Here is a 22,473-nt window from a genome sequence, read left to right on the forward strand (position 1 = left end):
GGTGATATAGCGATCACGCCCAGTTTCAGTGATTCGAATTCTTTATGGACAGGGAATGAAGGGTCTTGATGTAGAAGCCGTTCAGGCTTTTGTGCTGGTCGCCGATCTGAAAAGCTTTACCCGTGCGGCGCATGTGCTGGACACGACGCAGGCCGCGGTCAGCTTGCGCATCAAGCGTCTCGAGGAGCAGCTTGGGCGGCGGCTCGTGGAGCGGACCTCGCGTCACGTGCGATTGTCCGTAGACGGCGACACGTTTCTTTCTTCTGCACACGCGCTCGTAGCGGCGCACAGAGACGCGATGGGTGCGTTCGGCGAGCGGCGCCGAAAACTGGTGATCGGCATGAGTCACCATGTGGTCGGGGCAGAGCTTCCGCTGCTGCTGCGGCAACTGGGCTACGAAAATCCGATGGTGGTGATAGAGCTTCGCATCGCTGCCTCGCGCGATCTTCTCGACGACTACGACAAAGGCGTTTTGGATGCGGCTATCGTCTTGCAACACGATAGTCGGCGACTGGATGGTCAACAGATTCTGAAGGAGGCGTTCGGATGGATGGCGGCTGAAGATTTTCAGCATGACACGTCGTCGCCACTGAAGCTTGCAACGCAGGCCGCGCCTTGCAGCGTGCGCCAGATGGCAATTGATGCGCTCGACGAGGCGGGGGTTTCGTGGGAAGAGGTATTTGTCGGCGGGGGCGTGACCACAATCGGTGCGGCTGTCGCTGCCGGGATCGCGGTCGCAGCGCTCGGTCGTCGAGTCGCTCCTGCCGGCACCATAGACATCGGCGAGCGATATGGTTTGCCGCCGCTGCCTGGGCGTAATGTTGTCTGTTATAGCGCCCAACGAGACGAGCAAACCAAATGCATTTTGCACCGCCTGGGTGAAGCGTTGTGCGCTGTCCCTGTGCGATGAGCATGTGAAGGCCGCTCTTGCGTGACGTGCTGCGCGTGAGGCGATAAACGCTCACGCAGATCGCGTATCGCTCGTCGCGAACCCGTCACGCAAATCACCGCGTGGTGACCTCAGACCGCCAAAGCAACGCCGTCACTACGCGGATCGTGCGCGCCGCACGCAACGAATCCAGCGTCGTCGACATCGAGACAGATAACCCCCGCTTGTCCGCCGAGCGGACTGAGCGGCGGCAACTCGGCGATTTCGTGTCCGCGCGCGGCCAGCGCGTCGAACACCTCGCGCCCCGCGTGTGTTTCGAGCTTGAGGTTGTCGCGACTGTCCGAGAAAGTGCGCCCGAGCAGGAAACGCGGCTGCGCCAGCGCCGCCAGCGGATCCATCCCATAGTCGATCAGCCGCGTGAGCAGCGCGGCGAGCGTCTGCGGCTGACCGTCCGCGCCCTGTGTGCCGTAGAGCAGGCGCGCGCGTCCGTCCACGAGATACATGCCGGGATTGAGCGTATGGAATGGCCGCTTGCCCGGCGCGATCACGTTCGGATGCGCGTCCCGATGCGGGCCGCCGCCGGGCGCGCGGAAGGCCGCGCCGCGGTTGTGCCAGAGGATGCCGGTGTCGCCCGCCATCACGCCGCTGCCCCAGTCGTGGAAGATCGTCTGCAATACGCTTACCGCGCGACCTTGCGCGTCGGTGGCGGCGAGATAGACGGTGTCGCCTTCACGGAATCGATGCGGCCACGCCAGTGCGCGCGTGGGCTCGATGCGCGCCGCGCAGGCGGCGAGGTGAGCGTCGCCGAGCAGCCTGTCGACGGGCACGTCTTGCGTATCGGGATCGGCAAGATGCCGGTCGCGGTCGATAAAGGCCTGCTTCACCGCTTCGACGAGCCGGTGATAGTAGTCGGCGCTGCCGTGCGCGCAATCGCGCAGGCCCAGTTTCGCCAGAATGCCCATGATCTGCAGCGTCGTCATGCCCTGGGTGGGCGGCGGCAGCGTCGCGAGCACGCCTTCGCCATAACGCAGCGTGAGCGGCGGCTCGCAGCGTACGCGCGTGGCTGCGAGGTCGTCGGCGTCGAGCGGCGAGCCCGCTTCGCGCAGGCCGCGCGCAATGCGTTGCGCGAGCGCGCCTTCGTAGAAGTCGCGCGGACCGTTTGTCGCGAGCGTGCGCAGCGTGGCCGCGAGCGCAGGCTGGCGGAACGTCGTGCCGATGGCGGGAATCGCGCCGTCCGCCAGGAAGGTCTGCGCGAAGCCGCGCCAGCGTTCGGCGTCGCCGTATTCGTCGGCGCGATACGTTGTCCAGAAGTGCTGCGAGCGCGTTAGCGCGAAGCCGTCCTGCGCTAGCGCGATGGCGGGCGCGAGCAGCGCGTCCCACGCGAGCGTGCCGCCCCAGTGTTCGCGGCTCGTGCGGTACGCCGCCTCCCACGCGGCGACGGTGGCGGCGCTCGTGAGCGCGGACGCGGGGCCGCGCACGGGAATCGCGCCGTCGAAGTTCGGGAGATCGCGCGCCGCCTGGCCGATGCCCGAAATCGACTCGACGGGCTGGCCGGGCGCGGCAATCAGCCAGAAGCCGTCGCCGCCGAGACCGGTGAAATGCGGCATGGTCACGCACAGCGCCGCCGCCATCGCAATGGCCGCCTCGATCGCGTTGCCGCCGCGCGCGAGCACATCGCGTCCCGCTTCGCTGGCGAGCGTGTGAGGACTGGTGACGAGGCCCGCGCGGCCACGCGCGTTGGCGGTCGAGGTTTGCGTGCGTGTGTGGATTCGGGTGTTGATCGTCATGCGGTGACTTCGGCGTCGGCGTGGCCGCCCAGGTAGGCGGCGGACAGTTTCGGATCGGCGGCCAGTTCGGCGGCCGTGCCGCTCGCGCTCACGCGGCCTTCTTCGAGCACATAGCCGCGGTCGGCGATCGCGAGCGCCATCGCCGCCATCTGGTCGACGAGCAGCATCGAGAGCGACTCGCTGCGCAGATCGTCGAGCGACGCGAACAGTTCGGCGATGACCTTGGGCGCGAGGCCGAGCGAAGGCTCGTCGAGCAGCAGCACGCGCGGCTTCGACATCAACGCGCGCGCGATGGCCAGCATCTGCTGCTCGCCGCCGGAGAGCAGCCCGGCGCGCCGATGCTGGCGCTCGCGCAGACGCGGATAGCGCGCGAACATCGACTCGATGCGCGCATCCAGTTCGCCGCGCGGCAGTCGGCCCGACGGGAACGCGCCAAGCTTGAGGTTATCGAGTACCGAGAGTTCGGGGAAGACCTGGCGGCCCTCGGGCACGAGCACGACGCCGAGCGCGGCGATCTGCGCGGCGTCGAGGCGCGCGAGGTCGCGGCCGTCGAAGGTCACGCCGCCGGCCACCGGGCGATGCAGGCCCGCGAGGGCGCGCATGAGGGTCGATTTGCCCGCGCCGTTCGCGCCGAGCAGCGCGACCAGTTCGCCTTCGCGCACCTGCACGCTCACCTCGTGCAGAACGGGCGCGGCGCCATAGCCGGCCGTCACGTTGCCGACGCCGAGCACTTCGCGCGCCGGGGCATCGTCTTGCCGCGCAATGTGTGCAACGTGCGCGGGGCGCAGCGCATGCAGCGCGGCGTCGTTCGATGCGCCCAGATAGGCTTCTCGCACGGCGGCGTCGGCGCGAATCGCGGCGGGCTCGCCTTGCGCGAGAAAGCGTCCCGCGTCGATCACGACAATGCGATCCGATACGCCCATCACGAGCGACATGTCATGCTCGACGAGCCCGACGGTCACGCCCGAATCGGCGATGCGGCGCAGCAGGGTGCCGAGACGCGCCTTGTCTTCGCTGGACAGGCCCGCAGCGGGTTCGTCGAGCAGCAGCACGGCGGGGCGCGTGGCGAGGGCGCGCGCGATTTCGACGAGGCGGCGGTCGACGTGCGCGAGGCTGGCGGCTTCGATCTGCGCGTCGCCGTGATAGCCGCAGGCGCGCAGCAGCGCGAGCGCCTGCTTGCGCGGCGCGTCGCCCTGCATGCGCGCGGTGCCGAAAAGCGCGCCGAGACGGCCGCGCGTGAGCGCGAGCGCGACGTTGTCGAGCACCGAGAGGCTGCCGAACAGCTGCGAAGTCTGATAGGTGCGCGCCACACCGGCGCGCGCGCTCCGGAACGCGCTGCCAGCGTCGAGTTGCAGTGCGCCCAGCTTGCGCGTGCCGGTTTGCGGGCGATAGAAGCCCGAGAGCATGTTGAGGACCGTCGATTTACCGGCGCCGTTCGGACCGATCAGGCTCGTCACGCGCGCGGCGGGCAGCTCGAACGACAGATCGCTGACGGCCTTCACGCCGTCGAACGTCATCGAGAGGCCTTGCGCGGCGAGCGAGCGGCGCGCATCGGCGCTGAGCGGTTCGAGGGCGACAGGCGCGGCGGCGTCCCGATCGTGCGGCGACTCGCCCGACTGCGCGCGCGACGGCGAGACCAGCCGACGCACCAGCGCAGCCGCCACGCCGGCCACGCCGTTGGGCGCGCTCCATAGCACGACGAGCAGCAGCACGCCAAAGCACAGCAGACGCAGGTTTTCGAGCCCGGCGAGCAATTCGGGCAGCAGACCGACCACCGCCGCGCCCACCAGCGGCCCGGCCAGCGATCCCGCGCCGCCGATCATCACGACGAGCACGAAGAGGATCGATTGGGAAAACGAGAACATGCCGGGCGTCACCATGCCTTGCAGCGGCGCGAATAGTCCGCCCGCGAAACCGGCCAGTGCCGCCGAGAACGCGAACGCCACGGTTTTCACCGTGAGCGCGTTCACGCCGATCGAGGCCGCCGCCGTTTCGCTGTCGCGCACCGCGCGCATGGCCGCGCCCCACGCGCCGCGCGAAACGCGCGCATAGAGCGCGAGCGCCACGGCGAGCAACACGAGCGCGATCAGGGCGACGGCGCGCTCGCCATCGGCGAAACCGCCGAGCGCCGGGCCGAACACGTTCATGATGCCGTTTTGCCCGCCGGTGAGATCGCCGCCTTCCACGGCGCTTTGCTCGATCACGAAGGCGAACGCGATCGTCACCATCGCGAGGCCCGGGCCGCGCACCCGCAGGGCGGTGAGCGCAAGCAGCGCACCGGCGACGGCGGCGACGCCCGCGCCGAGCGCCCACGCGCTCCAGAAGCTCCAGCCGAACTGCGTGGTGAGAATGGCGACGGCATACGCACCGATCGCGAAGAACGCCGCGTGGCCGAACGACACCTGACCGGTCAGCCCGAGCAGCAGGTTGAGGCCGACGCCGCAGATAGCCAGCAACACCACGCCCGCCAGCACCACGACGAAATAGCCGTTGACGTTGCATGCGGCGAACGCGGCGGCGAGCAGCACGACGGCGAGCGCCGCGCCCTGCCAGAGTCCGCGCGAACGCGCCTCGCCTGAACGTGGCGCGGGCATTGCCTCGCGCGCGGCGAGAGAAAGTCGGGAATCGCTCATACCTTGCGCACCTCCGCGCGCCCGAAGAGGCCGTTGGGACGGATCGCCAGCACGACGATCAGCAGCCCGAATGTGATGATCTGCGTGTAACTGGATCCGAGCGTGGCCGTGATCATCGCTTCGGCAGCGCCGAACAGCAGGCCCGCGATCATCACGCCCCACGCGCTGGACAGCCCGCCCAGAATCGCGACCGCGAAGGCCTTGAGCCCGAACACGGTGCCCATGTCCGACTGCACGTTGAACAGCGGCGCGATCAGCACGCCCGCGATGCCCGCAAGCAGCGCCGAAACCGCAAACGCAGCCGCGATGGTGCGCTGGATCGGAATGCCCATCAGGCGCGCGGCGTCGCGGTTCTGCACCACGGCGAGCATCGCCACGCCCCAGCGCGAGCGGCGCAGCGCGTAATGCAGCACGGCAGCCAGCAGCAGGCCGACCGCGGGAATCACGAGCTGCAACGGATACACGCCGAGCCCCGCGCCGCCGATGTGCAGCGACGACTGCGCGAGCGGCGAGGGCAGGCTGCGCGGCTCGGTGCCGAAGGTCAGCATGACGACATTGTCGAGCACGATGCCGAGCGCCACGGTCGCCATGAGCCACGCGTTCGAGCCGCGCCGCGCGAACGGCCGCACCGCGAGGCGCTCGACGACGAGGCCGTAGAGCGCGCACGCGGCCAGCGCCAGCGCGATGGCGAGCGGCATGGGCCAGCCGAGCGTCTGCGCGAAGGTGTAGGCGAGCACGGCGCCGAGCATCATCGAGCTGCCCTGCGCGAAGTTGACGGTCGCGCTGACCGCGAACGTCAGATGAAAGCCGAGCGCCATCAGCCCGTACATGCTGCCGAGGCCAAGGCCCGCAACCAGCGCCGATATCCATTGCATGAGTGAATCTCTCCGGGGTTTTCCGCGTGTTGTGCCGGCTTTACTTCGCGGCCATCTGGCCGCCCGCGGCGCTGACCGGCACGATCCGGTTGTCGATGAACTGCGCCCACACGTAGTCGCTCGCGCCCAGCGCGTCGGGCTGCTGCTCGCTGAACGGATGTACGTAGGTCTTGATCAGCCCGTCGTAGCGGTCGATTGCGTAGAAGCCCTTGCGGATCGCATCGCCGTCGGTGGAGCCGGCCTTGTCGATGGCGAGCGCGCTCAGATGCATCGCATCGTAGGCATTGGCGACGCCCACGGCGGGCGTGATGTCGTCGGCGCTCTTGATGTCGGGATACTTCGCCTTGAGTTCGGCCACCACGCGCGCGCTGATCGGCGAGGTCGCGCCGAAGAAGCTATACGTCTGCACGAAATGCACGTTCTTTGCGTTCGGTCCCGCGAGTTCCGTGAAGCGGCCGCCCGCCGGGCCCCAGTGCGAGACGATCGGCACCTTCCAGCCCATGCGGTCGAGCGACTTCACCACCTGCGCCGAAGGCCCGACATTGCCGACCATCAGCAAGGTATCGGCGCCCGCGGCCTTCAGGCGGCCGAGCTGCGGCGTGACGTCGACATCCGTCGCCTCGATCTTTTCGATGCCGGCCGGCTTCATGCCCTTGGCGGCCAGCGCCGCGACGATGCCCTTTTCGTTCGACTGGCCCCACGGATTGTTGACGAGCACGAGGCCGAGCTTCTTCGCGCCGAAAGCCTGCTGCGCGTGCGCGACCATCGCCACGTCCACCAGTTCGTCGACGGCGGACACGCGGAACGCGAAGTTCGGCTTCGCGCCGTTGTGCGTGATCTGCGTGCCCGCGGCCCACGGATCCATGAACGGCACTTTCTCGTGATTGGCGAGCGGCACGATCGCCATCGAAACCGGCGTATCGAGGCCGCCGAACAGCACCGCCACCTTGTCCTTGTAGATCAGTTCGCGCGCGGCCAGCACGCCCTTGGCGGGATTGCCTTCGTCATCGCGGCGCACGAGTTCGAGCTTGCGGCCGCCGAGCACGCCGCCGCTTGCGTTGATCTCGTCAATGGCGATGGTCATGCCGCGCGTGAGCGCTTCGCCCGCGCGCGCCGACTGGCCGGAGAGCGCGGTGACGAGGCCGATCTTGATGGTGTCGGCAGCATACGCGACGCCGCACGACAGCGCGGCAGCGGTGAGCGCAAGCGCGACGGCACTCGTCTTGAACCACTGGCGGCGCGGCGAGGAAGCGGGGCGGACGGCCTGGTGGGCGGCGTGACGTAGCGGCATGAGACGGTTCTCCAGTGAGTGTGACGGACGCGGGCGAGGCCGCGGATGCGTCGCTTCACGCAAGAGCTATGCCATTTCGTTCGCGATTTGAGCAGATAGTTGCCGACGCCAGTAATCACAACGTGCGAACGATATGGAACGCCAATTGCATACGATCTGGCTATCAGATGGTTAACCATTTGTGGTGCGCCAAATCGGTTCGCGTTCGCACAACAGCGGTGCGCCGCGCGCGACGACAGGCACCACGACAGGCACCGCGTTATGGCTGCAAAGCGGTGCGCCCCATCGCCGACTGCAATCGCACACTACGCAAGGACACAATGAGCACAACCTTCATGGAAGCCGCGCCGATCGACGCGAACGCCACCCGGCGCGACGACCCGCGCTTCGGCGCGCTGCGCACGCACGGGCGCTTCGACTATCAGCCGATCGTCGCGCGCGATACGTATTGCTGGCCCAACGGCGCGCGCCTCGCGGTCTATCTCGGCTTCAATCTGGAGCACTTCGCGTTCGGCGAAGGGCTGGGCGCGAATCTCGGTCCGCTTTCGCCGCAACCGGACGTGCTCAATTACAGTTGGCGCGAATACGGCAATCGCGTGGGCGCGTGGCGTTGCCTCGATCTGTTCGACGATCTCGCGTTGCCCGCGGGCATCGTCATGAACACGGCGCTCCTCGATCATTGCCCGGAGTTGATCGCAGCCTGCGTGAAGCGCGGCGACGAACTGATCGCGCACGGCCATTCCAACGCGCACCGGCAGAGCGACTTCGAACGCGCGCACGAGCGCGATCTGATCGTGCATTGCCGCGCGCGTCTCGCGGCGCTCACGGGGCAGGCGCCGGCGGGCTGGCTGTCACCGTGGATTTCGGAGACGCTCGACACGCCCGATCTGCTCGCGCAGGCGGGGTATCGCTATACGCTCAACTGGTGTCACGACGACCGTCCCGTCCGCATGCGCACCGGACATGGGCCGCTGTGGTCGATTCCGTATCCGCAGGAAGTGAACGACATTCCGATGATCGTTGGACGGCATCTGGACGGCGCGGCGTTCGCGGACATGATCGTCGATCAGTTCGACGAGATGCTTACGCAGGCCACGCATCCCACGCGCGGGCAGCCGCTGGTGATGGGGATCGCGCTGCATCCTTATCTGGTCGGGCAACCGTATCGCCTGCGCCACCTCCGACGCGCGCTTGCGCACATCGCGCAGGCGGCGCGCGCGGGCACGATCTGGATGACGACGCCGGGCGCGATCAGCGCGCATATGGATGCGATCGAGGCAGCGACCGAAGCCTCGAGTGAAGGCGCAATCGGCAGCGATCTGGCGGCCACGATCCGCTAAACTGGCTCACGATTCCCTCACCCGCTATCCCTGCTTGCGCCGAACGCGTTGCACATCATGTCCACCAGCCGACCGACCCGACCTGACCGATCCCCTGCCGCGAAGAAAGCCGCCGCGAAGAAACCTGCCGTGCACGAAACGGGCGACGAAGCGCTCGCGAGCGCGCATGACGCCATGCAGACCGAAGCGGGTATCGAAACGCAAATGTACCGCACAATCGTGGATGGCGTGCTCGCGCATCGGCTCACGCCAGGCACGAAACTGCCTGAGCCGGAGCTGTGCCAGTTGTTCGATGTGGGCCGCGCGAGCGTGCGCCGCGTGCTCGAGAAGCTCGCGCATGATGGCATCGTCACGCTGCGGCCGAACAAGGGCGCGGTGATCGCCGAGCCTACGCCCGAGGAAACGCGCACGATTTTCGAAGCGCGCCGCGCACTCGAACGCGCGCTGGTCGAACTGGCGGTCGCGCGCGTGACCGATGCCGACCTCGCGCAATTGCGCAAGCAACTCGACGACGAACACGCGGCGATGCACCGCTTCGATCAGCCTTCATGGGCGCGTCTGGCGAGCGATTTTCATCTGCGCGTGGCGGCGCTTGCGGGCAATGCGGTGCTGCAACGCTATCTGGTCGAGCTGGTGTCGCGCTGCTCGTTGATTGTCGGGCTGTACGAGCCGCCGGGCTATGCGCCTTGCGAGCACGACGAACACGCGGCCATCGTCGAGTGCATTGCGCAGCGCGACGCCGAAGGCGCGATTGCGCGCATGCAGGCCCACCTCGTCGATCTGGAGCAGCGCATCGAGACCACCCGCATGCGTGGCGAAAAGAGCCTCGCCTCGCTGCTCGGGCTGGCTGAAACGAAAGTGGCCGGCGCGCGCAAATGATGCACGCGGCGCGCCGCCGCGAACCCAACAAACGCCCATGAAGGGGCGCAAAACGCCATGGAAATCGACTTCAACGAACTCACGGCTTACGAGCGTTACAAGCTGATGGCGGGGCTCATCGTGCCGCGGCCAATCGCACTCGTGACGACCCTGAGCCCGGGCGGCGTGATCAACGCTGCGCCGTTCTCGATGTTCAACATGGTCGGCGAAGAGCCGCCGATCGTGATGCTGTCCGTGAATCGCCGCGACGACGACTCGCTCAAGGACACCGCCGCGAATATTCTGCGCGAGCGCGAATTCGTGGTGCATCTGACCGACGAAGCGATCGCTGCAAAAATGCACGCTTGCGGCGAAAGCCTGCCTGCGTCGGAAAGCGAACTTGCGCACGCGGGGCTGACGTCAGTACCGTCGACGCGTGGCGGCCCGCCGCGTATCGCCGAAGCGCCGGTGGCGTTTGAATGCACGCTCTGGGAGACGCTCGAAACACCGAGCCGCCATATTTTCATCGGACGCGTGGAGCGGCTGCATGCGCGCGACGATCTGATCGACCGCGAGCGCTGCCGCGTGCGTTTGCAGCATTACTATCCGGTCGGGCGTTTCGGCGCGAGCTTTTATGTCGATACGCGCAACCGCTTTTCGATGGAAGTCAACGAGGGCACGACGACTACGGCGACTTCCGTGGACGAAATGTAATTCAGCGACGATGCCTGCCGGGAAACTTGAGAGCAGGGCGACTGCATCTAACCTGATGTCATTCGATGATATCGGCCGTTTCACTCAACACAACCCGGCAGCCTGATTCGACGCGATCGAACGCCAAAGTCATGCCATGCATGACGGCGACCGCATTCGCAAGACTGAGCCCAAGACCGTTTCCGGGCGTATGGCGGCTGGCTTCGCCACGATAAAAGCGGCGCAAGACGGCTTGATGCTCGGATTCGGGAATGCCCGGCCCGGTGTCGTGAACGGACAAATAAACGTGCCCCTCAAGACGGGCGAGGCCGATAACAACCGTCCCGCCGACTGGCGAAAATTTGATCGCATTCTCGATCAGATTGGCGAGCGCTTCGAACAATAAATTCGGATCGCCTTCAAGCACGAATTCACCGCTGTCTTCGATTTCGCATCGGTAATTCAGTTGCTTTTCTTCAGCCGACGCCTCGTAGTATTCGTACACGTCTTTCACAATGGCGCCGAGATCGACCGCGACGAACGACTGCCGACGCACGCCGCTTTCAATTTCCGAAATGCGTAGCAGAGCGTTGAAAGTGTGATGCATGCTGGTAGCGTCGACGAGCGTATTGTCCAGCGCCTGACGATAATCGTCGACCGTCCGGCCACGCCGTTGCGCGCGCTCGAGTCCGGCGATCATCGACGTCAGTGGTGTGCGCAAGTCGTGCGCAATCGCGTCGCACACGCCTTTTACTTCATTCATCAGGCGCTCGATTTCGTCGAGCATGCCGTTGACCACGCGTACCAGACTCTCAAGATCGTCGTGACGCCGATGCGTCGGCAGACGTTGCGAGAGGTCGCCGCCAACGATCTGTTTGATCGTTGCAGTGACCGCATCGAGTCGCCTAAGCGAGCCGAGTCCGATCAACGCCGCGCCGATCAAGCCAATCGCCAGCGCGATCATCGCGCCAATGAGCAGCACGTTGACAAGCCCGCTGTTGAAGCTGTCCAGTTCCAGCGCATTCTGGCATCGCAGGGCCATGCGATCGCCCGGCAGTTTCGCGGCAATACACCGGGCGGTCTGATTGATCGGTCCATCATGCAAGCGAATCGCGAATGGTTTTCCCACATATGGAATATCGCGAGGCAATGTCGTCAACGAACCGGCGATATAGCGCCCGTCATTGCCGAACAGGCCGTTCGGCCGTTGCTGGTCCGGATCGCTTTGACGCAGCACGTTGAACAGTGCGGACAAGCGTTCCGGCGAACTGCGTTGCATGGCGACATATTCCCGACCTAACCAGTCATCGACGCGTTGCGTTTCAAAACCGGTAATCGAAAAATACAGATAGGCAAATAGCGGCACCGAAATGCCGCCGAAGATGCCGAGGAACAGCACCGAAAGCCGAAAGCTCGTGGTGCGTCGAAGATCAATCAGGCGCACGAAGGACATAGCCGGAACCGCGAACGGTATGAATGATGGGCGCCGATCCCGTTGGGTCGAGTTTTCTTCTCAGGCGGCTGATATGCACGTCGATCACATTGGTGCGCTCGCCGACACGGTAATTCCAGACCGCTTCGAACAGCATCGTGCGGCTGATCACCTGGCCTTCGCGACGAATCATATATTCGAGAATCCGGTATTCGCGCGGCAGCAATTCAACTTCCTTGCCTGCATACACGACGCTACGGCTCACCAGATCGACGTTCAGCGCTCCGACGCGATACGCCTGCTCCTGGCTGGCGGTTTGCGAGCGTCGCACCAGAGAATCGAGCCGTGCAGTCAGTTCGATATATTCAAAAGGCTTCACGAGATAATCGTCGCCGCCTGCGCGCAATCCCTTCACGCGTTCGTCGACCGTCGACAGGGCGCTGAGGATCAACACGGGCGTGGTCGATCCCGCCTCTCGCAGCGCGCCGAGCACGTCGAGCCCCTCCATGCCGCCGGGCAGCATCCGGTCGAGAATGATCGCATCCAGCTGGCGCGAAGTCGCCTGTGCGAGTCCATCCGCGCCGGTTGTCGCGATTTCGACCGCATATCCGGCATCCTCCAGGGCGACCTGGATTTCGTGGCGTGTTTTCGCGTCGTCCTCGACGACGAGTACTGTTGGCATAGCGATAACTCTTCAAAAATTCAGCAGACAGGCCCCGAAAAGCCCCCTCAAACATTAAATAAAGTTCATTAAACGCGGTTCATCTCATTGATTTTGCGAAGGAATTGCCAAATCTGAATTTTTAAAGTATAAATACGAACCATTCTCATTTTAGCAGCGAGCAGGCCTCCATGACAGCCCGAGCCAGGGCTCGCGACCAACGCGCCGGACGCACTGCCGGGCGCTGTCGTTGCGCATGTGTCGCTATGTCGACAGACAGGATGATTAGTATTCCTACTATAAATGGCGGTGCCTACACGGCGAGGATCGAGCAATATCCTCAAGCGTTGGCCGATCTGCATGCCGCGCCTCGCGCTGTGCTCTACGTCATGTGTGCGTCCGGATAAACATCTACCGCTGGGCCGATAGCCACTTTTCGTGCATACATGAGTGGACATCGCTTCAGTCTTTGCCGGATCAAATTAACTTCGATGTGTCGCCCCGTTCGAATGCCGCCGCATTCGATGGCGCAGCTTTGCGCATTACTTTCTCCTCTCTCCGCCATGAATCGATCTTCCCGCCAAATTCGTCGCGCCGCCTCGGTCCGGCAACGCTCCGCCTTGAAACGACGCCGCTCCATTGCGGTCGCGCTGACCGTGGTCGCTTATGGCGGTCTCGCCGATTCCCGCGCATGTGCGGCTGAGCCGGTCGCGGCTTCCAGTGCGCCTGCATCGGCGTCCGCTGCTGCGAGCGAGCCGGAAAAGGGCGCGACGCTTGCGCCCATCATGGTCAAGACGGCGAAAGAGCCGGCGGCGAGCCCTTACGCGCCGAAGACCGTGCAGACGGGCCAATATCGCGGACTCGATGCGCTCGACGTGCCGGCTACCGTGAGCGTCGTGACGAGCGATGTGTTGAAAGCACAAGCTGCAACGGGGCTCTACGACGCGCTGCGCAATGTCGCGGGCGTCACGCGCCAACAGTTGAGCGGCATTTCGTATGACCAGCTTTCGATTCGCGGTATTGCGCTCGACAATCGTCAGAGCTATTACCTCGACGGCGTGCTGCCGATCGACAACAACATCTGGATGCCGATGGAGGACAAGGAGCGCGTCGAAGTGCTGAAGGGCGCTTCGGCGTTGTATTACGGCTTCGCGGTGCCGGCCGGCATCGTCAATATGGTGATGAAACGCGCGGGCGATACGCCGGTGACGTCGGCGTCGATGCTGGTCGATTCGCACGGCTCGGTGGGCGCGCATGTCGATATTGCGCGACGCTTTGGTGCGGATAAACAGTTTGGCATTCGCGTCAACGCCATGGCAGAGCACGTCGAGACGCCGATCAGCGGCGACCGCGGCTATCGCATGTTCGAAAGCGTTGCGCTCGACTGGAAGCCGACGAACCGCTTGACGTTCAAGTACGACCTCGAGCACATCGACCAGCGTGTGGTCGAGCAGGCCGGGATTACACCGCTTACCGCCGTCAATGGCGTTATCACGCTGCCCTCGCTACCCGACGCGTCGAAATTGCTGGTGCCGAATGACAAGCCCACGACATCGACTGCGATCGCACAGATCCTGCGCGCCGACTATCTCATCAACGACAACTGGAGCGCGAACGTTTCGATTGGTCAGTCGATCACGCAACGCAATCGCTGGCTGTGGATTTTCCAGAAGTACAACGTCGATACGGGCACAGGCCAATTGCAGGGCAGCAAGCAGAATGGTCAGTTCTATGAAAACAAGAACGTGCGCGCGGAAATCAACGGCCTCTTCAACACCGGGCCCTTCACGCACGACGTCACGTTCGGCGTCAACGAAAACTGGTTATTCCAGCCGAATTTCACGACGTACTATTACACCGCGACGCAGAACCTGCATGAGCCGATCAGTATCACCAGTTTGACGGCGGGCTCGTCGAAGGCCTTTTACGCACAGCACATCAGCAATCAGGGTGTGTATCTTTTCGATCGCATTGGCCTGACGAAGAACCTCGATTTTACGGCGGGCGTGCGTTATTCGTCGTATCACGCTACGCAGGCGTATACCGTCACGCAGGATGTGAATCACACGTCGCCTTCAGCGAGCATCGTGTACAAGATCACGCCGAAAACGAGCGTTTACGCGAGCTATATCGAAGGGTTGGAGTCGGCCGGTAGCGCCCCGGCGACGGCGACAAACGCGTATCAGGTCCTGCCGGCGGCGGTGAGCAAACAGGTGGAAGTGGGCGTGAGGCATCGATTCAACAATGGCGCGCTCGCGTCGATCGCCGCGTTCCAGATTCGTCAGCCGTCCGCGAGCACGGATGCCGACGGTGTCTACGCGCTGAATGGCGTGGGCCGCTATCGCGGCATCGAGTTCTCGTATCAGGGCGATATCACGCGGGATCTTTCGATCGTCACGACGGGCATGTGGCTCGATGCGACGCTCGTCGACAGCACCGATTCCACGACGCTCGGCAAGCGACCGGAAAATACGCCGCGTTATACCGGCAGCGTATTTCTGAATTATCGCGTACCGCATCTCTATGGATTCTCGATCAACGGCGGCGCCTATTTCGTCGGTCAGCGTCCGATCAACGACGCGAATCAGGCGTATATCCCGGGCTACACGCTGTTCTCTGCGGGCGCTCGCTACGAGACGAGTCTGTTTGGGCGGCACGCTACATTCCAGTTGAACGTCGAGAATGCGTTCAACAAACACTACTGGGCGTCGGCGGGATCGAGCCAATTGGGCATCGGGCTCGAGCGGACGATTTCTCTGACCTCGACATTCGACTTCTGATAGGACGGCGACCATGAATGTGAATTTTCCATTGAGTTCGGACCGCGCTGTTGCGCACACATCGCGTCGTGTGCTGCGGCGCGCCGCCTCGCTATTGACCGCGTTGATCGCATTCAGCGCCGCGGGAATGGCTAGCGCCGCTGCGCCCCATGCAACGGGCGCGAGCGGTGACACGGTCACGGCCAACAAGCATGTGCTTTACGTTACTCGACTGGATCATCGCGATCGTGAAGAGGACGACAAGGTGATCGCGCATCTGGAGCAACGCGGGATGATCGTCAAACTGGTCAACGAAGACGCGCCGGTTTCGGCTGCGAAGGGCGAAGACCTCGTCATCATTTCGTCAGTGGTGAGTGCGCGCGATATGGTCGGAACGCCGTTTCGCGATGTCGCGGTGCCCATTTTGACGTGGGAATCGGATCTGTTCGATTCGCTGCGCTTCACCGGTCAGAAGAAAGGCGAGGACTTCGGCGAGGTTGCGAAGGAGCATTACGTGAATGTGGTGAATGCGCCGAGTCCGCTCGCAGGCGGCGTGCCGGCGGGTAAGCGTTGGGTTTATCCGCGCGACGATGAAATGGGTTGGGGCAAACCGGGGCCGGGCGCCACAATCATTGCGACGATCGCCGGCGAGCCGACGCATGCCGTGGTGTTCGCGTACGAGAAGGGCGCAACGATGGATTACGATTTCATTGCACCCGCACGCCGCGTTGCACTGTTTCTTGGCAACCGGTCATTCGAGAAACTCAGCGCGGACGGCAACGCTATTTTCGATGCGGCTGTGAACTGGGCCGTCAGTTCATCGGCCGCGGCGGAGTGTCCGTAAGCAGGTCATCGTGCCGCGATCGCGCGGGGAACGTCCGAGGCGGGTCGTGCGTGAAATCGAGCACGCGTGTTTCCCGCCTCATTAGCCGCGCTCTGCGAGCGCGCTATTCCATTGTCCGTCTTTCACGATATCCATCACCGCCGCCATATGCGAAGACGCCGACATCTTCACGATGCTCGGATAAAACGCAGCGAATGTGGACGAGATGGGAAACACGCGGCAATGCTTCCATTTTTCCTGATCGACCTCCGAGGCCGGCAGGATACTCGCGCAATCGAGCCCGGTCTCGATCCAGTCGAGAATAACCGACGGCTGCGATACCGACATGACCGCCTTCAGTTCGCCACTCGCGCGTTCGAGCCGGTCTTTCACCAGTTCATAAATCCCCGGACCTTCACCGCGACGCAACAGCATCAGCGGAAATTTCGCGATTTCGCACAGCGATAGTGCACGATCGGGAAGATCTTTTGCCAGCGTGGGCGTCATGACCGCGACGGCGCTTATCGGCTGGAAATTGAGGCAGTCGTAGCCACTCGGGTTCGACGGTTTCTGGATCAGCGCGACGTCGATCAGCCCGTTGCGCAACAGCATTTCGATGTAGCTGGAGTCGGAGACCGTGAGGCGAATGTGAATGTCGGGGTGACGGTGGTGGATTTCCAGAATCAGTGATTGAAAGAAGCGCTGGTAGAGATGGGATACGCCGATACGGAGTGTCTGCGTTTCCGTCTTCGAGATGATGATGGTTTCGCGCGTGGCGTTGTCCACGCTCTGAAGAATCTCGCAGGCCCGGCGGTAGAGATGTAGCCCGGCGGGCGTGGCCTCGATGTGCCGGATGCCCCGCAAAAACAGCAGCGCCCCAATTTCCTCTTCCAGCTCGCTGAGCCGCTTGCTGAGCGCGGGCTGAGCGATATTCAAGAATCGTGCTGCCTTTGAAACATTTCCCTGCTCAATAACGGCACAGAAATAACGCAATCGCTTTAGGTCCATATTCCCTCCGCGGCCGATTCTAACAAATTGGGATCAGCAATTTCTGATTCGAATCAAATTCATCGGGCATATATTTTTTTGCTTAATGTGCCATATCGAAACGGTAATTTTGGCATCGGCCGTTGTTGCCTATATTGGCTCCGGGATAAAAATTTGGCTTACGAAACGTTCCACGAAGCAATCGAATCGATCGCCACGCCGGACGAAACGCCTGTGCAGACAGGCCTTTCTCCTGGCAGCGGGCGCCATGGGAACCGTGTGAATAAAGCGTCGAGCCAAAAGGAAATAAATATTGCGTAATGAAAATCAGGTGTGGTTAATCGTCGCATTTCTGAATGGGGAAGTGCAGAAGCGAAGAGCGTAAAGGTAGCGACGAATGAGTGTGATGAAACAATCAGGCGCCGCAATTCGGTTTAAAGGTTTAAATGGAGGACTGGCATGATGCGCCAGCGAATCATTGTCGGTATCAGTGGGGCTACGGGGTTTCAGTACGGCGTCAAGGCGCTGCAGTTACTGCGCGGCATGAATGTGGAAGTGCACATGGTCATGTCGCGTGGCGCCGAATTGACGCGCGAGCTGGAAACCGACTATTCCCGCGAGGAAGTTCTGGAACTTGCCGACGTCGTCCACCCGATCACCAATCTCGGCGCTTCGATCTCCAGCGGCTCGTTTCGGACCGTGGGCATGCTGGTCGCGCCCTGTTCAATGCGCTCGCTCGCGTCGATCGCGTCAGCGCAATCCGACAACCTGCTGACCCGCGCCGCCGACGTGGTGCTGAAAGAGCGCCGCCGTCTCGTGCTGCTGGCGCGCGAAACGCCGCTGAACCTCGCGCACATCGACAACATGCGTCGCGTCACGGAAATGGGCGGCATCATTTTTCCGCCTACGCCGGCGCTCTATCAGCGACCCACGACGGTGGATCAGATTCTGACCCACACCGTGGGGCGCGCGCTCGATCTATTTGGACTCGAAGTACCCGATTTGCCTCGCTGGGGTGAATCACACGCTTGAGTGGTCAACAACAAAGCTGATAACTGAAATTTACTTGGGGTAAAGAACATGCTGATTGGTCCATATTTCAACGGGTCGGCCGTGGTTGTCGGTGGTTGCGCGGGTGCGTTTTTGGGCACGCGGCTGTCCGAACGTCTGCGTCTCGCATTGCCGCAGACGTTCGGTCTCGCGTCGATGGGGCTGGGCATCACGCTGATCATCAAGGTCAAGTTCATGCCGGCCGTCGTGCTCGCATTGATTCTGGGCGCAGCCATCGGTGAAATCATCTATCTGGAGAAGTTCATCGGCAAACTGGCCGGTTCGACGCGAGGCGTGATCGACCGCTATTTACCGTCGAATTCAGGACTGGGACAAGCCGAATTTACCGAGCGATTCGTGGCCATTCTCGTCCTGTTCTGCGCGAGCGGAACCGGGATTTTCGGCGCGATGCACGAAGGGATGACCGGCGACCCGTCGATTCTCTACATCAAGACGATTCTTGACCTGTTCACGTCTGCGATTTTTGCAACGGCACTCGGCTATGCCGTGGCATCGATCGCGATTCCGCAACTCGTGATTCAGCTCTTGCTGGCCGCACTCGCTGCCATGATTCTGCCGATGACGACGCCGGACATGATGGCGGACTTCTCGGCGGTTGGCGGCTTGATCATGCTGGCCACGGGCTTCCGTATCTGCGGCGTCAAGGCATTCCCGGTCGCGAACATGATTCCCGCGCTTGTGATTGTCATGCCGATTTCGCATCTGTGGGCGCACTTCGTGCACTAATCGCCGAATGCGCTTTGCGCGTCAAATGAAAAACACCGCACTTCAAGTGCGGTGTTTTTCATTTCTCTATTGAAAAAACGATGTTTGAATCAATGCGCGCGCACTTCCACGATCGAGAGCGATTGCTGCAATCGAGCGATCGTGGAAGCGGGCGGATAGTCGGCAGGCAGCGGCGCATCGAGCGGACCGCCGGTTTGAACGCCGTCACGCCGGAAAGGCTGCAATACCAGTTTCGTGATGCCGCGCGCGACGAGTTCGGTCGAAATGGCGACCAGATCGTCCTCGGTGAGCAGCGCGGGGTGGATCGTCGTGCGGCATTCGAATTCAATACCGCTTTCGACGATGAGATCGAGTGAACGCCGTGCCGCGTCTCCGCTGCGTGCAATCTGCGTGACGTCCGCGTAGCGCTCGAACGGCGCTTTCACGTCAAAGCCGATCCAGTCGATCAAGGGCAAGCACGCCGCCAGTCGATCCGGATAGCCACCGCCCGTATGCAACGCAACGCGAAAGCCGAGCGCTTTCACTTCCGCCATCATCGACGGAAGAAAGCGTTCGACCAGCGGTTCGCCGCCGCAAAAGACCACTGCGTCGAGCATCCCTTTGCGGCGTTCGAGCCACGCCGCGATCGACGGCCATGAGGGCCGATCGGGCGCGCTATTGCGGGTTTGCAGGTGCGGATTGTGGCAATAGTGGCAGCGCCACGGGCAACCCGAGACAAACACGACGCACGCGAGTTTGCCCGGGTAATCGCAGCTGGAGAAGCGCACGACGCCGCCGAGCTTCGGCGAAGGTGTCGGCTCGTCGTGATGGCTCATGGGCGTTCGCGGAAGAAGCAGCGTTCGGCGAATTCACCTTGTTTGCCGATGTTGAAGGCGGAAACCGGTCGGTGATAACCCATGACGCGCGTCCAGATCTCGCAGCGCGTGCGTTCTTCTTCTTTCAGGACCGGCTGCGTCGATGTTGCGTGAAGCGTTGGGAGTTGTTGCTGGAACATAATGCCTCCTTGAGGCGTTGAGAAAGCGGAAAATGGAAGGGCGATATTGAATCGCCGAACGGTGAAATTGTTCAGCCGATCTCGGCTTCGGCTTTTTCGTGCAGCAAGGCTTCATCGCATTTCGGACAGAATTCGTGGCGGCCGCTGAGATAGCCATGCTTCGGGCACACCGAGAACGTGGGCGTCACGGTGATATACGGCACGCGGAAACCGGCAAGCGCGCGTTTCACCAATTCTCGGCAAGCCTTCGCCGACGACACCGCCTCGTTCATATACAGGTGCAACACCGTGCCGCCCGTGTATTTCGCCTGCAACGGTTCCTGTTGTTCGAGCGCTTCAAACGGATCGTCGGTCCAGGAGGCGGGCAGTTGCGTCGAGTTGGTGTAATAGGGCTGATCCAGCGTCCCAGCCTGGAGAATGTCGGCGAAACGGCGGCGGTCTTCCTTGGCGAACCGGTACGTTGCGCCTTCGGCGGGCGTGGCTTCGAGATTGAAGAGATGGCCGGTTTCCTGCTGGAATTCCGCGAGTCGCGTACGCACATGATCCATCAGGCGGATCGCGAAATCGTGTCCGCGCGAGGTTGTAATATCCTCCGTATCGCCGTAGAAATTGCGGATCATTTCGTTCACGCCATTCACGCCAATGGTGCTGAAGTGATTGCGTAAAGTCCCCAGATACCGTTTGGTATACGGATACAAACCTTTGTCCATCAGATCCTGAATCAAGGCGCGTTTCACTTCGAGGCTCTCCCTGGAGAGATCGAGCAAAGCGTTCACGCGCGCGTAGACGCGGTCTTCGTCGCCACGGCACTCATAGCCGATTCGTGCGCAATTGAGCGTCACCACGCCCACGCTGCCGGTTTGTTCCGCCGAGCCGAACAGGCCGTTGCCGCGCTTGAGCAATTCGCGCAAGTCGAGCTGGAGACGGCAGCACATCGAACGCACCATATGCGGCTCGAGTTCACTGTTCAGAAAGTTCTGGAAATACGGCTGGCCGTAGCGCGCGGTCATTTCAAACAGACGCTCCGTGTTCGGATGCGTCCAGTCGAAATCGCGCGTGATGTTGTAGGTCGGAATCGGGAAAGTAAAGCTGCGGCCGCGCGCGTCGCCGGCCGACATCACCTCGATATAGGCGCGGTTGATCATATCCATTTCCGCGCCCAGATCGCCATAGGTGAAGGGCATTTCCTCGCCGCCGACATAAGGCACCTGATGCTTCAGGTCGTCGGGGCAGGTCCAGTCGAAGGTCAGGTTCGTAAAGGGTGTTTGCGTGCCCCATCGACTCGGCACATTCAGGTTGTAAACCAGTTCCTGGATGCACTGTTTCACCTCGGCATAGCCGAGTTTGTCGACACGCACGTAAGGCGCCATATACGTATCGAACGAAGAAAATGCCTGTGCGCCGGCCCATTCGTTTTGCAGCGTGCCGAGGAAATTCACGATCTGTCCAACAGCGGCGGACAAGTGACGTGGCGGATTCGCCTCCACTTTTCCCGGGACGCCATTAAAGCCCTCTTGCAGCAAGCTGCGTAGCGACCAACCGGCGCAATAGCCCGACAACATATCAAGGTCATGAATATGGAGTGAGCCGTCGCGATGCGCCGCGCCGATATCGGCGGAATACACATTGTTGAGCCAGTAATTCGCAATGACCTTGCCGCTCGTATTCAGGATCAGCCCACCCAGGCTCCAGCCTTGATTGGCGTTTGCATTGACGCGCCAATCCGAGCGATTGAGATACTCGACGATGGTCGAGGCGACATCGACGGTGAGCCCCGACTTGTCGTCTTGCGGAGCTTGCGCGGGGTTGTGAGTCAACGCGTTTTGCATTTGATTGGCACCATATGTAGTGGTCGTTGTTGATTGGTGAACTTTATATGGTGTTTTATGGCGATGCTGGACGATGCCTTGGCACATTGATAAGTGTCAAAAACCGATGCACCGCGATGCCGCGGTACACATGCGATTCGTGACCGCGCGAATGCGTGAAAGGAGACGAGTCCGGCGTGTTTCGAACGTGCGAGCGATTCGAAGCAAGTGAATCACGCACAGTTCGAGAAAAAGACAGAGCGGTTTCTACCGCAATAAGCTGCGGTAAATCGACTCAATGGAAACAGAATGAGAATAGCGATTCAGGAGCGATCGCCGTAATGGCAGCAGGCAAATATGAAGCGCGGAAATCCACTGTAGAAACCGCGCAGCAGAGCGGAGCGATCAATGTGATTCGTCGCGTTGCCAGACAGTTTTGCGGGCGAAAACCAGACTATTATCGGTGAGTTTGATGTGTTCGATCGACAGCCGCCACAAATCGGTGGGACGCAGGCGCGCAACCGGGTGCCGGATGAGATAGCGATCCATCGCGGCTTCGAGTTCCGCACCGGAAAGCCGCGTCGCGAACGCCGAGAACTGTACGCCGCGTATATCGCGAAGGCGCTCGGGTTGTTCGGAAACCGTTGCCGAAACCATCGGTCGGCTTTGCATCGCGTGACCGTGGCGCGTTTTCAGGCTGGTCATCACGAGCACGCTCGCGTTGTTCGGTTCAAATGCGTAAAAGCAACTGGCCGACCACGGCGTGTCGCCGTCAACCACGGCAAGGCTCAAGACATGATGCGTCGACATGAAGTCGGAGATGCGTGCGGGAAAGGCGTGCATGGG

General features: G+C 62.3%; 18 protein-coding genes and 1 pseudogene. 8 read left to right on the forward strand and 11 right to left on the reverse strand.

Annotation, left to right across the window (positions count from 1 at the left end):
• Window positions 1–55: 55 nt before the first annotated feature.
• Window positions 56–910 carry a LysR family transcriptional regulator gene (locus G5S35_RS30220; protein WP_074983608.1) on the forward strand — a complete coding sequence of 285 codons (855 nt, stop codon included), beginning with the start codon at window positions 56–58 and terminating at the stop codon, window positions 908–910.
• A gap of 110 nt (window positions 911–1,020) precedes the next feature.
• Here the strand turns inward: G5S35_RS30220 and G5S35_RS30225 are convergent, their stop codons facing one another.
• The 4 genes from G5S35_RS30225 to G5S35_RS30240 are packed head-to-tail and all read right to left on the reverse strand — an operon-like array spanning window position 1,021 to window position 7,475.
• Entirely contained in the window at window positions 1,021–2,676 is a 1,656-nt protein-coding gene (locus G5S35_RS30225) for a gamma-glutamyltransferase family protein (RefSeq protein WP_183039713.1), read from the reverse strand.
• Complete coding sequence (locus G5S35_RS30230) at window positions 2,673–5,309, reverse strand: branched-chain amino acid ABC transporter ATP-binding protein/permease (RefSeq protein WP_183039714.1); 2,637 nt, start codon at window positions 5,307–5,309, stop codon at window positions 2,673–2,675. The genes G5S35_RS30225 and G5S35_RS30230 overlap by 4 nt, the downstream gene beginning before the upstream one ends.
• Window positions 5,306–6,184, reverse strand: coding sequence for a branched-chain amino acid ABC transporter permease (locus tag G5S35_RS30235; RefSeq protein ID WP_065058435.1), 879 nt, complete (start codon window positions 6,182–6,184; stop codon window positions 5,306–5,308). The genes G5S35_RS30230 and G5S35_RS30235 overlap by 4 nt, the downstream gene beginning before the upstream one ends.
• A 40-nt stretch (window positions 6,185–6,224) precedes the next feature.
• Window positions 6,225–7,475 (reverse strand): ABC transporter substrate-binding protein, encoded by a 1,251-nt coding sequence (locus tag G5S35_RS30240; RefSeq protein ID WP_080180504.1) that lies wholly within the window; start codon window positions 7,473–7,475, stop codon window positions 6,225–6,227.
• Between the two features lie 335 nt (window positions 7,476–7,810).
• Here G5S35_RS30240 and G5S35_RS30245 point away from each other — a divergent pair, with 335 nt between their 5' ends.
• The 3 genes from G5S35_RS30245 to G5S35_RS30255 all read left to right on the forward strand — a co-directional run bounded on the left by G5S35_RS30245 (window position 7,811) and on the right by G5S35_RS30255 (window position 10,387).
• The gene (locus tag G5S35_RS30245) at window positions 7,811–8,815 is read left to right on the forward strand and encodes a polysaccharide deacetylase family protein (RefSeq protein ID WP_065058437.1); all 1,005 of its coding nucleotides are present in this window, start codon (window positions 7,811–7,813) and stop codon (window positions 8,813–8,815) included.
• A gap of 174 nt (window positions 8,816–8,989) precedes the next feature.
• Entirely contained in the window at window positions 8,990–9,694 is a 705-nt protein-coding gene (locus tag G5S35_RS30250) for a GntR family transcriptional regulator (RefSeq protein ID WP_065058596.1), read from the forward strand.
• Between the two features lie 57 nt (window positions 9,695–9,751).
• Window positions 9,752–10,387 carry a flavin reductase family protein gene (locus tag G5S35_RS30255; RefSeq protein WP_065058438.1) on the forward strand — a complete coding sequence of 212 codons (636 nt, stop codon included), beginning with the start codon at window positions 9,752–9,754 and terminating at the stop codon, window positions 10,385–10,387.
• Window positions 10,388–10,445: 58 nt separating this feature from the next.
• Here G5S35_RS30255 and G5S35_RS30260 read toward each other — a convergent pair whose 3' ends face one another.
• Both G5S35_RS30260 and G5S35_RS30265 read right to left on the reverse strand, forming a co-directional pair.
• The gene (locus G5S35_RS30260) at window positions 10,446–11,819 is read right to left on the reverse strand and encodes a sensor histidine kinase (protein ID WP_176080032.1); all 1,374 of its coding nucleotides are present in this window, start codon (window positions 11,817–11,819) and stop codon (window positions 10,446–10,448) included.
• Window positions 11,797–12,480: a response regulator transcription factor gene (locus G5S35_RS30265; RefSeq protein WP_065058441.1), complete on the reverse strand. Its 684-nt coding sequence runs from the start codon at window positions 12,478–12,480 to the stop codon at window positions 11,797–11,799. The genes G5S35_RS30260 and G5S35_RS30265 overlap by 23 nt, the downstream gene beginning before the upstream one ends.
• A gap of 599 nt (window positions 12,481–13,079) precedes the next feature.
• Here G5S35_RS30265 and G5S35_RS30270 point away from each other — a divergent pair.
• Window positions 13,080–15,239, forward strand: coding sequence for a TonB-dependent siderophore receptor (locus tag G5S35_RS30270; protein WP_237181605.1), 2,160 nt, complete (start codon window positions 13,080–13,082; stop codon window positions 15,237–15,239).
• 70 nt (window positions 15,240–15,309) lie between these two features.
• Window positions 15,310–16,062 carry a hypothetical protein gene (locus G5S35_RS30275; protein WP_237181607.1) on the forward strand — a complete coding sequence of 251 codons (753 nt, stop codon included), beginning with the start codon at window positions 15,310–15,312 and terminating at the stop codon, window positions 16,060–16,062.
• An 81-nt stretch (window positions 16,063–16,143) separates the two neighbouring features.
• Here G5S35_RS30275 and G5S35_RS30280 read toward each other — a convergent pair whose 3' ends face one another.
• Window positions 16,144–17,049 (reverse strand): LysR family transcriptional regulator, encoded by a 906-nt coding sequence (locus G5S35_RS30280; RefSeq protein ID WP_065058443.1) that lies wholly within the window; start codon window positions 17,047–17,049, stop codon window positions 16,144–16,146.
• A 438-nt stretch (window positions 17,050–17,487) separates the two neighbouring features.
• On the opposite strand from G5S35_RS30280, the gene G5S35_RS30285 reads away from it, so the two are divergent.
• Together G5S35_RS30285 and G5S35_RS30290 are read left to right on the forward strand one after the other, a co-directional pair.
• The gene (locus G5S35_RS30285) at window positions 17,488–18,060 is read left to right on the forward strand and encodes a UbiX family flavin prenyltransferase (RefSeq protein ID WP_074983620.1); all 573 of its coding nucleotides are present in this window, start codon (window positions 17,488–17,490) and stop codon (window positions 18,058–18,060) included.
• Between the two features lie 48 nt (window positions 18,061–18,108).
• The gene (locus G5S35_RS30290; RefSeq protein WP_074983622.1) at window positions 18,109–18,825 is read left to right on the forward strand and encodes a DUF554 domain-containing protein; all 717 of its coding nucleotides are present in this window, start codon (window positions 18,109–18,111) and stop codon (window positions 18,823–18,825) included.
• Window positions 18,826–18,914: 89 nt separating this feature from the next.
• Here G5S35_RS30290 and G5S35_RS30295 read toward each other — a convergent pair whose 3' ends face one another.
• The 4 genes and pseudogenes from G5S35_RS30295 to G5S35_RS30310 form a co-directional block, all read right to left on the reverse strand.
• Window positions 18,915–19,640: an anaerobic ribonucleoside-triphosphate reductase activating protein gene (locus tag G5S35_RS30295; RefSeq protein WP_065058446.1), complete on the reverse strand. Its 726-nt coding sequence runs from the start codon at window positions 19,638–19,640 to the stop codon at window positions 18,915–18,917.
• Window positions 19,637–19,819 carry an anaerobic ribonucleoside-triphosphate reductase gene (gene nrdD / locus G5S35_RS30300; RefSeq protein ID WP_065058448.1) on the reverse strand — a complete coding sequence of 61 codons (183 nt, stop codon included), beginning with the start codon at window positions 19,817–19,819 and terminating at the stop codon, window positions 19,637–19,639. Before nrdD ends, G5S35_RS30295 begins: the two co-directional genes overlap by 4 nt.
• Before the next feature lie 71 nt (window positions 19,820–19,890).
• Window positions 19,891–21,585, reverse strand: a pseudogene (locus G5S35_RS30305) (ribonucleoside triphosphate reductase); the annotation flags it as partial.
• A 447-nt stretch (window positions 21,586–22,032) separates the two neighbouring features.
• Window positions 22,033–22,470 carry a PNPOx family protein gene (locus tag G5S35_RS30310; protein ID WP_110327402.1) on the reverse strand — a complete coding sequence of 146 codons (438 nt, stop codon included), beginning with the start codon at window positions 22,468–22,470 and terminating at the stop codon, window positions 22,033–22,035.
• Window positions 22,471–22,473 lie beyond the last annotated feature (3 nt).

The organism is Paraburkholderia tropica (assembly GCF_014171495.1).
Lineage (GTDB): Bacteria > Pseudomonadota > Gammaproteobacteria > Burkholderiales > Burkholderiaceae > Paraburkholderia > Paraburkholderia tropica.

What these genes read in the sequence shown, in the direction of transcription:
- G5S35_RS30285 (WP_074983620.1), top strand. Translation starts at nt 17,488, where the DNA reads ATGATGCGCCAGCGAATCATTGTCGGTATCAGTGGGGCTACGGGGTTT.
- G5S35_RS30220 (WP_074983608.1), top strand. Translation starts at nt 56, where the DNA reads ATGAAGGGTCTTGATGTAGAAGCCGTTCAGGCTTTTGTGCTGGTCGCC.
- G5S35_RS30310 (WP_110327402.1), bottom strand. Translation starts at nt 22,470, where the DNA reads ATGCACGCCTTTCCCGCACGCATCTCCGACTTCATGTCGACGCATCAT.
- G5S35_RS30235 (WP_065058435.1), bottom strand. Translation starts at nt 6,184, where the DNA reads ATGCAATGGATATCGGCGCTGGTTGCGGGCCTTGGCCTCGGCAGCATG.
- G5S35_RS30245 (WP_065058437.1), top strand. Translation starts at nt 7,811, where the DNA reads ATGGAAGCCGCGCCGATCGACGCGAACGCCACCCGGCGCGACGACCCG.
- nrdD (WP_065058448.1), bottom strand. Translation starts at nt 19,819, where the DNA reads ATGTTCCAGCAACAACTCCCAACGCTTCACGCAACATCGACGCAGCCG.
- G5S35_RS30290 (WP_074983622.1), top strand. Translation starts at nt 18,109, where the DNA reads ATGCTGATTGGTCCATATTTCAACGGGTCGGCCGTGGTTGTCGGTGGT.
- G5S35_RS30255 (WP_065058438.1), top strand. Translation starts at nt 9,752, where the DNA reads ATGGAAATCGACTTCAACGAACTCACGGCTTACGAGCGTTACAAGCTG.
- G5S35_RS30280 (WP_065058443.1), bottom strand. Translation starts at nt 17,049, where the DNA reads ATGGACCTAAAGCGATTGCGTTATTTCTGTGCCGTTATTGAGCAGGGA.
- G5S35_RS30295 (WP_065058446.1), bottom strand. Translation starts at nt 19,640, where the DNA reads ATGAGCCATCACGACGAGCCGACACCTTCGCCGAAGCTCGGCGGCGTC.
- G5S35_RS30225 (WP_183039713.1), bottom strand. Translation starts at nt 2,676, where the DNA reads ATGACGATCAACACCCGAATCCACACACGCACGCAAACCTCGACCGCC.
- G5S35_RS30260 (WP_176080032.1), bottom strand. Translation starts at nt 11,819, where the DNA reads ATGTCCTTCGTGCGCCTGATTGATCTTCGACGCACCACGAGCTTTCGG.
- G5S35_RS30265 (WP_065058441.1), bottom strand. Translation starts at nt 12,480, where the DNA reads ATGCCAACAGTACTCGTCGTCGAGGACGACGCGAAAACACGCCACGAA.
- G5S35_RS30240 (WP_080180504.1), bottom strand. Translation starts at nt 7,475, where the DNA reads ATGCCGCTACGTCACGCCGCCCACCAGGCCGTCCGCCCCGCTTCCTCG.
- G5S35_RS30230 (WP_183039714.1), bottom strand. Translation starts at nt 5,309, where the DNA reads ATGAGCGATTCCCGACTTTCTCTCGCCGCGCGCGAGGCAATGCCCGCG.
- G5S35_RS30250 (WP_065058596.1), top strand. Translation starts at nt 8,990, where the DNA reads ATGCAGACCGAAGCGGGTATCGAAACGCAAATGTACCGCACAATCGTG.